The organism is Enterobacter sp. Li2LvB3 (assembly GCF_056156645.1).
In genome coordinates this window covers 49,074-62,366 of record NZ_JBSICG010000015.1, presented here as the reverse complement: position 1 = coordinate 62,366, position 13,293 = coordinate 49,074, and the positions used below count along the sequence as shown (strand labels likewise).

The window sequence follows — 13,293 nt, the reverse complement described above, 5'->3', positions numbered from 1 at the left end:
GCGCCGTTAAGATATACTGCGCTTATTTTTTTGCACAAAGGACTCTATGGAACGCTTTTTTGAAAATGCAATGTATGCCTCCCGTTGGTTACTGGCACCGGTCTATTTCGGCCTTTCTCTGGCACTGGTCGCACTGAGCATTAAGTTTTTTCAGGAAATTTTTCACGTCTTACCCAACATTTTTTCCGTTGCTGAGTCCGATCTGATTCTGGTGCTGCTGTCACTGGTGGATATGACGCTGGTGGGTGGCTTGCTGGTAATGGTGATGTTCTCTGGCTATGAGAACTTTGTGTCTCAGCTGGATATCGATGAGCATAAAGAAAAACTGAGCTGGCTTGGCAAAATGGATGCCTCGTCGCTGAAGAACAAAGTCGCCGCCTCGATTGTGGCTATCTCTTCCATCCATCTGCTGCGCGTGTTTATGGACGCGAAGAATATCCCGGATAACAAGCTGATGTGGTATGTGATTATCCACCTGACATTTGTGCTGTCAGCGTTTGTGATGGGGTATCTGGATAAGTTGAGTAAGAAGTAAATCAGAATAGGGAGCCCCACAAAAAACCGGGCACGTTCGGCTCCCTCTCCTTTTTGGGGAGAGGGCTGGGGTGAGGGGGAACATACGGCTCAGGTGGTCATTCCGTTCACTTTACGTTCCTTGCTACTCTGTCACGACAATACCGGTGAACGTGCCAGGGTAGCTCACCGCCGCTACCCTGGCGACCCGGGCTCCCGGCAAGAAAATCGTCGCTTCGCGAATTGTTCGCCCCATCCATGGGGCTCACCCCTTCGGGGCCAGCGCGAGCGCTGTCCAAAATTGCTCCCGGCAATTTTGTCCTCAGCGTTTGCTCCAGGCTAATCGGGGACGGGCGGATGAAACGTCCCTGTAAAGCCGCCCTCGCCGCGCATCCATGCGCGTCGCCCCGGCCTTCCGTAAACGCTTCGGCGATTTTCAGCCGGACCATGACACCGCTGTAAGTCCCTTAATTCAATGGCGTAATATCATCGCTGAATTAAAGACAAAAATTACTGGGGAACCCTCAGCCCACCGGGAGAGGGTTAGGGTGAGGGCAACAGACCACTCTACTTATCCGACGACGCCTGCCACAGATTCAGCTCTCCATCCGCAACATGCTGGTCAATCCGCTTCAGCTCATCGTCCGTAAAGTGCAGGTTATTCAGCGCCTGGACGTTCTCTTCCAGCTGCTCCGGGCGGCTTGCGCCAATCAGCACCGACGTTACGCGCTCATCTTTCAGCAGCCAGCTCAGGGCCATTTGCGCCATTGATTGCCCGCGAGCATGGGCCATTTCGTTCAGCAAACGCAGGCTGTTCAGGTTGGCTTCCGTCAGCATTTTCTCCGTCAGGCCGCGTACTTTCTTACCTTCACGCTGCATCCGCGAGCCATCAGGAATGCCATTCAGGTATTTCCCTGTCAGCAACCCCTGCGCCAGCGGCGTAAAGGCGATACAACCGGTGCCGTTTTCCGCAAGGGTATCCAGCAGCCCGGTTTTATCCACCCAACGGTTGAGCAGGTTGTAGGACGGCTGGTGGATAAGCAACGGGATTTTCCACTCGCGCAGTAGCGCAGCCATTTTCTGCGTGCGCTCTGTTGAGTAGGACGAAATCCCCACATACAGCGCCTTACCGCTCTGAACCGCCTGCGCCAGCGCGGAGGCGGTCTCTTCCATCGGCGTGTTTTCGTCTACGCGGTGGGAATAGAAAATATCAACATACTCCACGCCCATGCGTTTCAGGCTCTGGTCGAGGCTGGCCAGCAGATACTTACGCGACCCACCCGAACCGTATGGCCCGGGCCACATGTCGTAGCCCGCTTTGGTCGAGATAATCAGCTCGTCGCGGTACGCGGCAAAATCGTCGCGCAGCAGGCGACCAAAATTCTCTTCGGCGCTGCCCGCAGGCGGGCCGTAGTTATTGGCAAGGTCGAAATGGGTAATGCCAAGGTCGAAGGCTTTACGCAACAGCGCGCGCTGGGAATCGAGTGCCTGAACGTGGCCAAAGCTGTGCCACAGACCAAGTGACAGCGCAGGCAGGCGCAGGCCACTTTTTCCGCAGTAGCGGTACTGCATATTTTCATAGCGGCCGGAGTAAGGGTGCCAGGACATGATGTCTCCTTTCTTGTCGATGAATTTTCGAAACAACGTTTTCATTCTATGCTTATCAAATCACAATTCATGGAGATAAGCGATGACGCGCCTGACCGCCAAAGATTTTCCACAAGAATTGCTCGACTATTACGACTACTACGCCCACGGTAAAATCAACAAGCGCGAGTTCCTGAATCTCGCGGCACGCTACGCCGTGGGGGGCGTGACGGCGCTGGCCCTGTTCAATATGCTCAAGCCCAACTATGCGCTGGCAGAGCAGGTCAAATTCACCGATCCCGATATCCTGCCTGAATATATTCATTACCCCTCGCCAAACGGCCACGGCGAAGTGCGCGGCTATCTGGTAAAGCCTGCTAAAGCCCACGGAAAAGTGCCTGCCGTAGTAGTGGTCCACGAAAACCGGGGTCTTAATCCGTATATCGAAGATGTGGCAAGACGGGTTGCAAAAGCCGGGTACATTGCGCTTGCGCCAGACGGTTTAAGCTCGGTGGGCGGTTATCCGGGCAATGACGAAGAAGGGAAGGTTTTACAGCAGAAGGTTGACCCGACAAAGCTGATGAACGACTTCTTTGCCGCCGTTGAATTTATGAGAAAGCACCCGGATGCCAGCGGCAAAGTGGGGATCACCGGATTTTGCTACGGTGGAGGTGTGGCGAATGCCGCCGCGGTGGCTTACCCGGAGCTGGATTGCGCCGTGCCGTTTTACGGACGCCAGCCCGCAGCGGCAGATGTTCCGAAAATAAAAGCGCCACTGCTGCTGCATTATGCCGGGCTGGATAAAAATATTAATGAGGGCTGGCCTACCTATGAAGCAGCGCTTAAATTGAATAATAAGGTTTACGAGGCGTACATCTATCCGGGCGTAAACCACGGATTTCACAACGATTCCACCCCAAGATACGATGAACCCGCAGCAGAGCTTGCCTGGAAGCGAACGTTAAGCTGGTTTGAAAAGTACCTGAATTGATTAATAAAACGTCACCCAAAATCATCATAAAAGGTTAGATTTTCCGCAGCATCTGCCGATAACGAGGGTAAGTCTCGCCTCTGGGCGAATTCACCCTCACGGCAAGGAACACTCTATGCAGATGCTTCGTAATTTCACGATCCGCTTCGTCATGCTGACGATACTTGGGATCTTTTGTTTAATGTGGGCGGGTGTTGGCCTCTACAGCACCTGGTCGCTCTCCCGGGTGTCGGATGGCAACGAGGTCGACAGACAGCTGGTACAACAGATGACGGTGCTCAGCCAGGGCAACGATCAGTATTTCCGCTTTGTTACGCGCCTGAGCCGCGCGATGGAAGTCAAAGCCAGCGGGGGTAACCCTGACCTGGCCTCTGCACAGCAGGCGCTGGACAACATGGGCAAAAAGCTGGAGCAGATGAAGGCTATCTCTCCAGGCCCAATGGATGAGCAGGTTTCCTCTCAGGTGATCAGCACCTGGCAGGCGCTGCTCGACCAGGGTGTTGCACCGCAGATGCAGCAGGCGCAGCAGGGGCAACTGGACGGCTATCGCCAGCAGGCGAACAACATCACTCCGCCGCTGAGCCGCGCGTTTGGTGCTGCCGCAGAGAGCTTTAACAAAGCTGCGGGCGACCGTCTGGACTCCACCCGTGTGGTGGTCGACGGCCTGACAGCCATGACCCGCACCGTGATTATCGCTGCTACCATTATTGGCCTGCTGATCCTGCTCTTCACCGACCGCTACCTGGTGGCGATGCTGGTCAAACCGCTGGATCGTATCCGTCAGCAGTTCCGCCAGATTGCGCAGGGTGACCTCAGCCAACCGATTGAACCTTTTGGCCGCAACTGCGTGGGGCAACTGGTTCCGCTGCTGAGCGCCATGCAGGACAGCCTGCGTGAAGCGGTCAGCACTATCCGCTCGGGCAGTGAAAATATCTGGCGCGGCGCGACGGAAATCTCCAGCGGGAACAACGATCTCTCGTCACGTACTGAAGAGCAGGCCGCCGCGCTGGAAGAGACGGCAGCCAGCATGGAACAGCTGACCGCAACGGTGAAGCTGAATGCCGAAAGCGCACGTCAGGCCAGCCAGCTGGCGGATGTGGCTTCAACCACGGCCAGCCGTGGTGGCTCGCTGGTGGACGATGTTGTCACCACCATGAGCGGTATTTCTGACAGCTCGAAGAAAATCGCGGAAATCACCAACGTGATCAACAGCATTGCTTTCCAGACTAACATCCTGGCGCTTAATGCCGCGGTAGAAGCCGCGCGTGCGGGTGAGCAAGGGCGTGGTTTTGCAGTTGTTGCCGGAGAAGTCCGTAACCTCGCAAGCCGCAGTGCCAATGCAGCAAAAGAGATCGAAGGGCTGATCGCTGATTCCGTCAACCGCGTGGAGCAGGGCGCGCAGCTGGTTAATGACACCGGCACAACCATGGAAGCCATTCTGCGTGCGGTGACCGAAGTGACCACCATCATGAAGCAGATTGCGTCTGCATCGGAAGAGCAGAGCAAAGGCATTTCGCAGGTCGGCGTGGCCATCAGCCAGATGGATGGCGTGACGCAGCAGAACGCCTCGCTGGTGGAACAAGTTTCCGCTGCGGCATCCGCGCTGGAGCGCCAGACTGAAGATCTACAACGTTCGGTGCAGAAATTCCGCTTATCAGCCCAGGAGCCACAAGCTCAGACTGCTGCCGCCCCGCTCAAAACTCCCGCACGAGCTAAACCTGCGGCGACGCCGGACGACTGGGTTTCGTTCTAAATTCCCATCACGAAGGCCGCCTTGTGCGGCTTTAATTATCTCTGACTATCGTCTGGTAGGCTGACAGCCCTGGATGACATGCGTCACCTGTGAAAGCTGGCCGATTTTCACTTCGCTCGAACGCTGAAATTTACTTTTGTCTATCAGTAGCAAAGACTGGCTGGCGCGGCTTAACAGTTGTGCTTTAAACGCGGCGTTGTGTGCAACCGGGTCCCACATGATGCCCTGCTCATCCACACCTTCGCAGGAAAAGATAAACAGGTCTATCTCCAGCGCTTTGAGCTGGGTAACCAGCGCCGGGTTGACATAACAACGGTACTTGCGCTCCAGTGTTCCGCCCGAACAGACCAGCGTGATTTTCTCGCGCCTGGCCATTTCATGGCAGATGGGCAGGCTGTTGGTAAAAACAGTCAGCTCCAGGTCTGGCAGCTGTCGTGCCAGATGAAAACAGGTTGAGCTGGCATCCAGCGCAATCGTCATTCCTTCACTGATGTATTCCAGCGCGTGCCGGGCAATATCGGCTTTATCGGCGTAATGGCTTTTGAGCCGCGCACCAAAAGGCTCGCCGCTATCACGACTGTCGGGGTGGATCAGCCGCGCCCGTCCGTGGTGGCGCAGGATCTTACCCTGCTGTTGCAGGCCACTCAGATCGCGGCGGATCGTCTCTTTACTGACGCCGAGATAACCGGCAAGCGCGTCAGTGGTGAGCCAGTCGCTGTTGCTCAGCAACTTAACGATGCTCTGCTGTCTGCTTTCCTTCATGCGTCGGTTCCGGTGCGTGAGATAGAGATAAGCGTTGTGCCAATCGCCACGCCATTTTTCCCGGTGTGTTTAATCTGGTACATCGACTGATCCGCGCGTCTGAGCGCATTCACAAAATCATCCTGCGCGTGTACTTCATCAATCCCGATTGATGCGCCGACCCGCGCTTCGCCGTTATCGAGTTCAAACGGCATCAGCGCCGCCCGCAGGCAAGTGTGCGCCGCACTGTTGACCAGCAAGCTGGAGAGCGGGAAGGGCAGCAGCAACACAAATTCATCCCCACCCAGTCGGCCGACGATCGTGCCTTCCGGGCAGCTTCCGCGCAGGCGCTGGCTGAGTTGAATTAAGAGTTCATCGCCGCTGCGGTGGCCGAAGGTGTCGTTCACGGTCTTAAAGTCATCAAGATCGATAAACGCCACGCACAGCGGACCGGCGGCTTTTAGCTCGGCAAAATGCTGAATCAACGCATGGCGGTTGGCAAGCCCGGTGAGCGGGTCGTGGTTGGCAAGTAGTGCGAGCTGTTCTTCGTACTGCTTTTCTTTGGTCATGTCGATGTGGGTGCCGGTAACCTTGATGGGATTACCCTCGTCGTCCCATTCGCTGACGCGACCCCGGTCCAGCACCCAGGTAATGGTGCCGTTTTTATGTTGCATCCGGTGTAGCGCTTCGTAGAAGGGCGTTTTGCCGTTCAGGTGGTCGTAGAATGCGTCCAGTACCTGCTGTTTATCTTCAGGGTGAAGATGTTCGCGCCAGACATCAAACTGTGCGCTCAGCTCTTTTGGCTGGTAGCCGAGCATAGAACCCCAGCGGCGATTATAAATAATCAGTTTTCCCGTAGGCACGTCGAGCTGCCACAGACACAGACCCGTGCCGTCGAGAGCGGCGCTGAGTTTGCTGCGGGCGTCACGCGCCAGCCTTGCAAGCCTGGCGTTATGCTTTTTCAGATTCTGGATCTGCTGTTTTAGCGCCTGTTCTGACATGCGACGATTCTTAGGGAAATAAGAATGATTTTTGCCAGTTTAGACGTGCTTGTAAATATGATGTTGAAAAAAGAGGCTGATTTGCGTTAAGGGTGCGCAAGGTGATTCACTCGCCCTTTTGCTATCTCCGCAGGTGCTATTCTTGGGCAATCTCCGATGTTTTTTCTGCCCATCTTTTAAAAGGTGTTGCTATGAACAGATCCGTGTCTGCCATTACATTCCTCTTAATTATGCTGTGCTCTTTTACCGTTAACGCAACCGAGCAGGGACAACAACGACGTGAAGCGCGCGATACCCGACAGGATACCCGCGAAGCCTCACGTCATATGAAGCAAACCTGCGTGGTTAACAACAACCAAAGTAATCACGACTGCCGTCAGGACAAGCGGCAAATGAAACAGGCCGGACGACAAAAAGCACGGGACATAAAGTATTGATCTGTTTTGCGAGGCGGCTTCCGGGAATGCCCCTTGTCGCCTCGTGTTAATCGCAGTATCTTTTTGCCGCGCCTGCAAAATCAGGCGTCGGGATTGACCTCCTGGTACAAGTTACAGGCGACATGGATTACTATGTCGCGCGCACGGTTTCACCTCAATGGCGGGCCGGGCGGGGGCGTCGCAAGACGCGCCGGTTTCCTGTAACGCCGGTAAGGTCAACCTCGTCTGGTTCTGCCACCCGTGAGATTGACCTCTCCGATGGCAGATGTTTACACCGTTACAGGAGGCTGCCATCATGGCTACGATCCCAACCCAGACACACACGTTATTTACCACGCCCTTTGCCAACACCACCGATTTCACCGAGCTGGCGGACAACTGCGAGCAGTACGCTTATTCTCTGGTGGAATGCGACGACATCACCGAAAAACTGGCGCTTTGCGGGCGTCTCTCCGCCTGCCTCGCACTGTTGCAACCCACGCTGCACGAGCCTGTTCCGGCGCACTTAATCCCGCATTTCATCGTGGACGATTTGCCGTCGCGCCTGCCTGCTTTTGAGCCTGAAAGTGACCAGCTGGCGCAGTATTGCCAGGTATTAACGCAGTTGTTGATAAGCCGGGCATTGCCACCAGAGATGGCAGCGGTTATGGAAAGTTTGCTCTGCGAGCTGGTGGGTTATTTCGCCGATACGCTGAAAGCACCACGCTGGATAAATACGCTGGAAGGGAATATCGCGATTAATTAAAACGCCGTAAGTTGCCGGGTGGCGGCTGCGCCTTACCCGGCCTGTGCTATTTTTTCTATTTATTAATGTAACAATAAATTTGGCATTTTCTGCACATTGCAAAGAACGAAAATTAATATTGTCTTAAGAAAGGTTCGCCATAATTATATTTCTGAATTGTACCTGGAATATAATTTACTATGAAAAATCTCTTTATTTTACTGGCCGCCCTGGCCGGGTTAGCCATGGCCAATTCGGCAATGGCGCAAAGCGTCACCGTGGATGTGCCGAGCGGCTATAAAGTGGTGATTGTCCCGTCATCGACCACGGTCCCCCAGGCAGTGGTCGTTGCGCCAGCGCCCGCACCTACCACCTATGCCGCACCTGCGCCGGTTTATCACCCGCGTGCACGCCATGTGGCGAGCGTGGCGGAAGGGATGGTGATTGAACATCAGTATGATGATCACCATTAATCTTATTTGAAGGGAATGTCTTCGTAGGCCGGGCAAACGTAGTGCCGCCCGGCGAGGTTTTTAGTGCGTGGCTTCACCAATCAGCGCGCCAGAGCCAGCACCCACGGCTGCCCCTTTCAGTACACTCTTACCGGTTACGGCCGCAGCGCCCGCGCCCACGGCAGCTCCTACCGCACCACCCTTGCGCGCGGCTTTACCTTTGTCTCCGTTTTTGAACATCGCCCCTGTACCCGCACCGACGACTGCGCCACCCACAGTAGACTTCACATCTTTGCCTGCAACGGCGCCAATAGCAGCGCCTGCTACCGCACCAGCGGCGGTTTTATCCATCGCCATGGTGGATGCAGAAACGATAAGGGTGCTGAGAAGAAGCGTGGTTTTCAGGTATTTCATGACGGTTCCTTGTAGTCGTAAATCAAACATCGGCGTGAAGTCTGTCAGTCGGCCCGAATACCTGGTAGGCCAATAATGCTTGTTTACTTACCCCCAAAGCACACCACGACTCTGATGTACTATCGCTGTATAATCTTTTGCATAACGAAAATGTGAGGATTATATGAAACAACGCTTTTGGCAGGCAGTCGCGTTTAGCGTACTGATTTTACTCCCGTTATCATCCCAGGCATCCCGCCAGATAACTGACCAGATTGGTCGTACCGTCACTCTTCCTGATGAAGTTGACCGTGTGGTTGTGCTCCAGCACCAGACCCTGAACCTGCTGGTGCAGATGAACGCCACGGACAAAATCGTCGGTGTGATGGCGAACTGGAAACAGCAACTGGGCGACGGCTACGCGCGCCTGGCACCAGAACTGAACCAGAAAGCCGCGCTTGGCGACCTCACCCACGTCGACCCGGAAAAACTGGTGGCGCTGAAGCCGCAGGTGGTGTTCGTCACTAACTACGCGCCGCAGGAGATGATCGACAAGATCAGCAGCCTGGGTATTCCGGTGGTCGCCATTTCCCTGCGCCACGATGCTGCCGGTGAAAAAGCCAAACTGAACCCAACGATGGCAGATGAAGAACAGGCTTACGATCTGGGTTTGCGAGAAGGGATCACCCTGATTGGCGAAATAGTTAATAAACAGCCAGAAGCGAAAGCCCTGATTGCAGCGACCGACAATGGCCGCAAAATGGTCAGCGACCACCTGAAAGATATCCCGGCGGAAAAACGTGTTCGCGCTTACATGGCTAACCCGGAACTCACCACCTACGGCTCCGGGAAATACACCGGCCTGATGATGGCGCACGCGGGCACGGTTAACGTGGCAGCGGCCACCATTCAGGGTTTTAAAACCGTGGCGATGGAGCAGGTGATTGCCTGGAACCCGCAGGTGATCTTCGTGCAGGACCGTTACCCGTCTGTGGTTAACGAGATCAAAACCGGTGCGCAGTGGCAGACCATCGACGCGGTGAAAAATCAGCGCGTTTACCTGATGCCGGATTACGCCAAAGCCTGGGGCTACCCAATGCCGGAAGCAATGGGCATTGGCGAGCTGTGGATGGCGAAAAAGCTCTACCCGGAGAAGTTTAAAGACGTGGATATGCGCAAGGTCGCGAACGACTGGTATCAGCGTTTTTATCGCACCACGTATCAGGGCATTGATTGATGCGCGTGCTGGCAGCGGGCAGCCTGCGGGTGGTGTGGCAGAATTTAATGGCGCACTTTCCTGAACCGGTCGAAACCCAGTTCGGCCCGGCCGGGCTGTTACGGGAACGTATTGAAACCGGTGAGTCGTGCGACCTGTTTGCTTCGGCAAATCTTGCCCATCCGCAGGCGTTATTCGCGTCCGGGCAGGCGTTATCGGTGGTGCCTTTTGCCAGCAATCAACTTTGCCTGACGGTGCGCAGCGATGTGCTGCGCGCGGGGGATGACTGGTTCACTTTGCTTACCCGTGATGATGTGCGTATCGCGACCTCTACGGCGGGAACCGATCCGTCCGGGGATTACACCCAGGCGCTGTTTACCCGCATGGGCGAAGCAGGTGAGGGGGTAAGAATGCGGGCGAAAGCGCTGGTGGGCGGGCGAAATTCCGCGCCGATTCCGACGGGCAAACTGGCGGCTGAGTGGATTATTCATGGCGGCCAGGCGGAGGTGTTTATCGGTTATGCCAGCTATGCCGCAACATTGCGGGAAGTCGACGGGCTGACGGTTATCGACATCCCCGCAGCGTATAACCCGCGCGCGGAGTATGCGTGTGCGGTGGTGACGCCGAAGGGCAGAGCGCTCGCGGAATATCTGGTGTCAGCAGAGGCGAAGATGATCCTGCAACAGGCAGGGTTCGGCGCGTAATTCAGCCGGGTGGCGCTGCGCTTACCCGGCCTACTTTTTTATTCCCTCTCCCCGTGGGAGAGGGTTAGGGTGAGGGCATCAGCCCTGACGCTTATCCTCGGTATTCGTATCAAAATCGCTTGCCGCATGGCGTTCATGCAGCTGTTCGCTCGGCTCGCCAAAGGTGCGGTTAACCATGCGGCCGCGCTTCACTGCCGGACGGTGTGCCACATCTTTTGCCCAACGTTGCACGTTGGTGTACTGCTGCGCATCCAGGAACTCTGCGGCGTTATACACGTTCCCGAGCACCACGTTGCCGAACCACGGCCAGATAGCCATATCGGCAATGGTGTACTCTTCTCCCGCCACATAGCGGCTACGCGCCAGCTGTTTGTCCAGCACGTCGAGCAGACGTTTTGACTCCATGGTGAAGCGGTCAATCGCGTACTCAATCTTTACAGGCGCATAGTTGTAGAAGTGGCCAAAACCACCGCCGAGGAACGGCGCAGAGCCTTGTAACCAGAACAGCCAGTTCAGGGTTTCTACCCGGCCCGCCGGATCTTTTGGCAGGAAGTGACCAAATTTCTCTGCGAGATACAGCAAGATATTACCGGATTCAAATACGCGCGTTGGCGGGGTGGTTGAGTGGTCACGCAGTGCCGGTATTTTCGAGTTCGGGTTCACGTCCACAAAGCCGCTGGAGAACTGATCGCCCTCACCGATGCGGATAAGCCACGCATCATACTCTGCACCCGTCACGCCCAGCGCCAGCAGCTCTTCGAGCATGATAGTGACTTTCTGGCCGTTCGGTGTCCCCAGGGAATAGAGCTGCAGCGGGTGCGATCCTACCGGCAGCGTTTTTTCATGGGTTGCACCGGATACCGGACGGTTGATGTTGGCGAACGCACCGCCGTTGTTCTGTTTCCATTCCCACACTTTCGGTGGCTGATAAGTGTTGTCTGACATGTTGGCCTGCCTTTTGAGTGATGTGTTGAGGCAGTGTAGCAGGAGATTTGTGAATGGTTTAACGAACTGAGCGCATTAGAGTCGCGGCTATTCCTTCTGGCGCTTATATATATCAAAACCGTTATAAGCTTAATCGAAAATCGCATTTTCATTGTTAATGCGTATTACCGCAAAGCTGAATATGATGCTGTCATATAAAGAAAATTATCAGTAGTAAATACTTTATCAGGCAAGGAGTTAGTGAGATGCGTAAGCTTCTGTTATCCGCAGTTGTAGTATCGCTCGCGTTAGGTCTGGCAGGCTGTGATGATGCGAAAAATAAAGAGACGAGTAATGCGCCAGCAGCGAAAAGCGACGCACCAAAAGAGGGGGGCTCGCTGATTATCGGTATTACCTCCGGTGACCCGTTAGCCGTTAACCCACTCTATGCCAGCGACCGTACCACCTTAACCATCATGCAGGCGCTTTATGCCCCGCTGTATAGCTTCAACAACGGCAAAATTGAATGGGGACTGGCAGAAAGCCTGACGCCATCCGCCGATAACCTGAGCTACACCCTGACCTTAAAACCCAATCTGAAATGGCAGGACGGCCAGCCGCTGACGGCGGACGACGTGGTATTCACCTTCAATAAACTGCTGGATGCCAAACAGCACAGCTTCTTCCGCAGCATGTTCACTTACGGCGACAAACCCGTAGAAGTGAGCAAGGTTGACGATCGCACCGTGAAGTTCACCTTACCGCAGGTGAGCGCAGCCTTTACCGGAACCCTGGTGCAGATCTACCCAATCCCACAGCACGTGTTCGCGAATGAAGGCGATCTGGAAAAAAGCACCAAAAACGATGCGCCGGTGGGTTCCGGGCCGTTCAAGTTTAAAGAGTACCGCGCCGGGCAGTATTTCGCCCTGACCCGTTTTGACGATTACTGGAACGGTAAAGCGAAGCTCGATTCCGTGACCTACCGTTTTGCCAAAGACAGCAACTCCGCCAACCTGGCGCTGCAAAACGGCGAAATCAACCTCAAGATGGTTGACCCGCAGGACGTGAACCGCCTGAAAAACACCGGTAAATTTGATTTTGTGGTGTACCCGGAAGGGCGTCTGGCTTACATGACCTTTAACCAGAACGTGCCGGTCATGAAAAGCAAAGAGCTGCGTCAGGCCATTGCCTATGCCATCAACAAAGACGAGCTGACCCAGACCGCGTTTACCTCGCTGGACTACGCCAAACCGGCAACTTCGTTCCTGACGCCGGATACGCTGTATCAGACTGACGACGTAGAGCAGTACAAGTTCGATCAGCAAAAAGCCAAAGATCTGCTGAAAGCCTCCGGTGCGCCGGAAAACCTGAAGCTGCATCTGGCGTATGTGAACACCAATAAAACCCAGGAGAGCATGGCGCTGTACATTCAGCAGGCGCTGAAGGGCATTGGGGTGAACGTCGAACTGATGCCGCTGGACTCCAACGCCATGTCCCAGCGCAGCCTGGATATGAACAACACCGCGTGGGAGCTGAACCTGGGTGGTTACATCATGGGTTCAGAGCCGGACGGCTACAAATCGCTGTTTATGAGCAACGAAGCCTACAACTATGCCCACTATAAAAATCCGCAGTTTGATGCCCTGTGGGACAAAGGCGCAGTGGAAACCGACGCCGCGAAACGTGCTGATATCTACAAGCAAATTCAGCAGACCGTGGCAAACGACATGACCTACTACCCGATTGCCTACACCAACGCGACCGTTGCCGTGGATAAACGCTTTGGCGGCACGCAGGAAGCGGAACCGAAGCCGGTTTATCTGTTCCAGGATCTGTCAAAAATCTACCAAAAATAAG

Annotated in this window: 14 protein-coding genes; 9 read left to right on the top strand and 5 right to left on the bottom strand. The window is 54.9% G+C overall.

What is annotated here, in order from left to right:
• Positions 1-46 precede the first annotated feature (46 nt).
• Complete coding sequence (locus ACS603_RS13875) at positions 47-535, top strand: TIGR00645 family protein (protein WP_446491482.1); 489 nt, start codon at positions 47-49, stop codon at positions 533-535.
• A gap of 545 nt (positions 536-1,080) precedes the next feature.
• Here the strand turns inward: ACS603_RS13875 and ACS603_RS13870 are convergent.
• Positions 1,081-2,121, bottom strand: coding sequence for an aldo/keto reductase (locus tag ACS603_RS13870; RefSeq protein WP_315686838.1), 1,041 nt, complete (start codon positions 2,119-2,121; stop codon positions 1,081-1,083).
• 82 nt (positions 2,122-2,203) lie between these two features.
• Between ACS603_RS13870 and yghX the strand changes: the two genes are divergently transcribed.
• Together yghX and ACS603_RS13860 are read left to right on the top strand one after the other, a co-directional pair.
• The gene (gene yghX, locus ACS603_RS13865; RefSeq protein WP_182062445.1) at positions 2,204-3,091 is read left to right on the top strand and encodes a YghX family hydrolase; all 888 of its coding nucleotides are present in this window, start codon (positions 2,204-2,206) and stop codon (positions 3,089-3,091) included.
• A 115-nt stretch (positions 3,092-3,206) separates the two neighbouring features.
• The gene (locus ACS603_RS13860; RefSeq protein WP_315686833.1) at positions 3,207-4,844 is read left to right on the top strand and encodes a methyl-accepting chemotaxis protein; all 1,638 of its coding nucleotides are present in this window, start codon (positions 3,207-3,209) and stop codon (positions 4,842-4,844) included.
• A 45-nt stretch (positions 4,845-4,889) separates the two neighbouring features.
• Here the strand turns inward: ACS603_RS13860 and fucR are convergent, their stop codons facing one another.
• Together fucR and ACS603_RS13850 are read right to left on the bottom strand one after the other, a co-directional pair.
• Positions 4,890-5,606 (bottom strand): L-fucose operon activator, encoded by a 717-nt coding sequence (fucR, locus tag ACS603_RS13855; RefSeq protein WP_182062443.1) that lies wholly within the window; start codon positions 5,604-5,606, stop codon positions 4,890-4,892.
• Complete coding sequence (locus ACS603_RS13850) at positions 5,603-6,586, bottom strand: sensor domain-containing diguanylate cyclase (RefSeq protein ID WP_182062442.1); 984 nt, start codon at positions 6,584-6,586, stop codon at positions 5,603-5,605. Before ACS603_RS13850 ends, fucR begins: the two co-directional genes overlap by 4 nt.
• A 191-nt stretch (positions 6,587-6,777) precedes the next feature.
• On the opposite strand from ACS603_RS13850, the gene ACS603_RS13845 reads away from it, so the two are divergent.
• The 3 genes from ACS603_RS13845 (at position 6,778) to ACS603_RS13835 (ending at position 8,220) form a co-directional block, all read left to right on the top strand.
• Positions 6,778-7,023 carry a hypothetical protein gene (locus ACS603_RS13845; protein WP_182062441.1) on the top strand — a complete coding sequence of 82 codons (246 nt, stop codon included), beginning with the start codon at positions 6,778-6,780 and terminating at the stop codon, positions 7,021-7,023.
• Between the two features lie 295 nt (positions 7,024-7,318).
• The gene (locus ACS603_RS13840) at positions 7,319-7,768 is read left to right on the top strand and encodes a hypothetical protein (RefSeq protein ID WP_474944437.1); all 450 of its coding nucleotides are present in this window, start codon (positions 7,319-7,321) and stop codon (positions 7,766-7,768) included.
• A gap of 179 nt (positions 7,769-7,947) precedes the next feature.
• Complete coding sequence (locus ACS603_RS13835; protein ID WP_182062439.1) at positions 7,948-8,220, top strand: hypothetical protein; 273 nt, start codon at positions 7,948-7,950, stop codon at positions 8,218-8,220.
• 60 nt (positions 8,221-8,280) lie between these two features.
• On the opposite strand, the gene ACS603_RS13830 is transcribed toward ACS603_RS13835, so the two are convergent.
• Positions 8,281-8,613, bottom strand: coding sequence for a glycine zipper family protein (locus ACS603_RS13830; protein WP_315686831.1), 333 nt, complete (start codon positions 8,611-8,613; stop codon positions 8,281-8,283).
• Between the two features lie 163 nt (positions 8,614-8,776).
• Here ACS603_RS13830 and ACS603_RS13825 point away from each other — a divergent pair, with 163 nt between their 5' ends.
• Both ACS603_RS13825 and ACS603_RS13820 read left to right on the top strand, forming a co-directional pair.
• Positions 8,777-9,829, top strand: a complete 1,053-nt coding sequence (locus ACS603_RS13825; RefSeq protein WP_474944436.1) for an ABC transporter substrate-binding protein — start codon at positions 8,777-8,779, stop codon at positions 9,827-9,829.
• Complete coding sequence (locus tag ACS603_RS13820; RefSeq protein ID WP_474944435.1) at positions 9,829-10,512, top strand: molybdate ABC transporter substrate-binding protein; 684 nt, start codon at positions 9,829-9,831, stop codon at positions 10,510-10,512. Before ACS603_RS13825 ends, ACS603_RS13820 begins: the two co-directional genes overlap by 1 nt.
• 78 nt (positions 10,513-10,590) lie before the next feature.
• On the opposite strand, the gene yghU is transcribed toward ACS603_RS13820, so the two are convergent.
• Positions 10,591-11,457, bottom strand: coding sequence for a glutathione-dependent disulfide-bond oxidoreductase (gene yghU, locus ACS603_RS13815; RefSeq protein ID WP_014071737.1), 867 nt, complete (start codon positions 11,455-11,457; stop codon positions 10,591-10,593).
• A 245-nt stretch (positions 11,458-11,702) separates the two neighbouring features.
• Between yghU and ACS603_RS13810 the strand changes: the two genes are divergently transcribed.
• Entirely contained in the window at positions 11,703-13,292 is a 1,590-nt protein-coding gene (locus ACS603_RS13810) for an ABC transporter substrate-binding protein (RefSeq protein WP_474944434.1), read from the top strand.
• Position 13,293 lies beyond the last annotated feature (1 nt).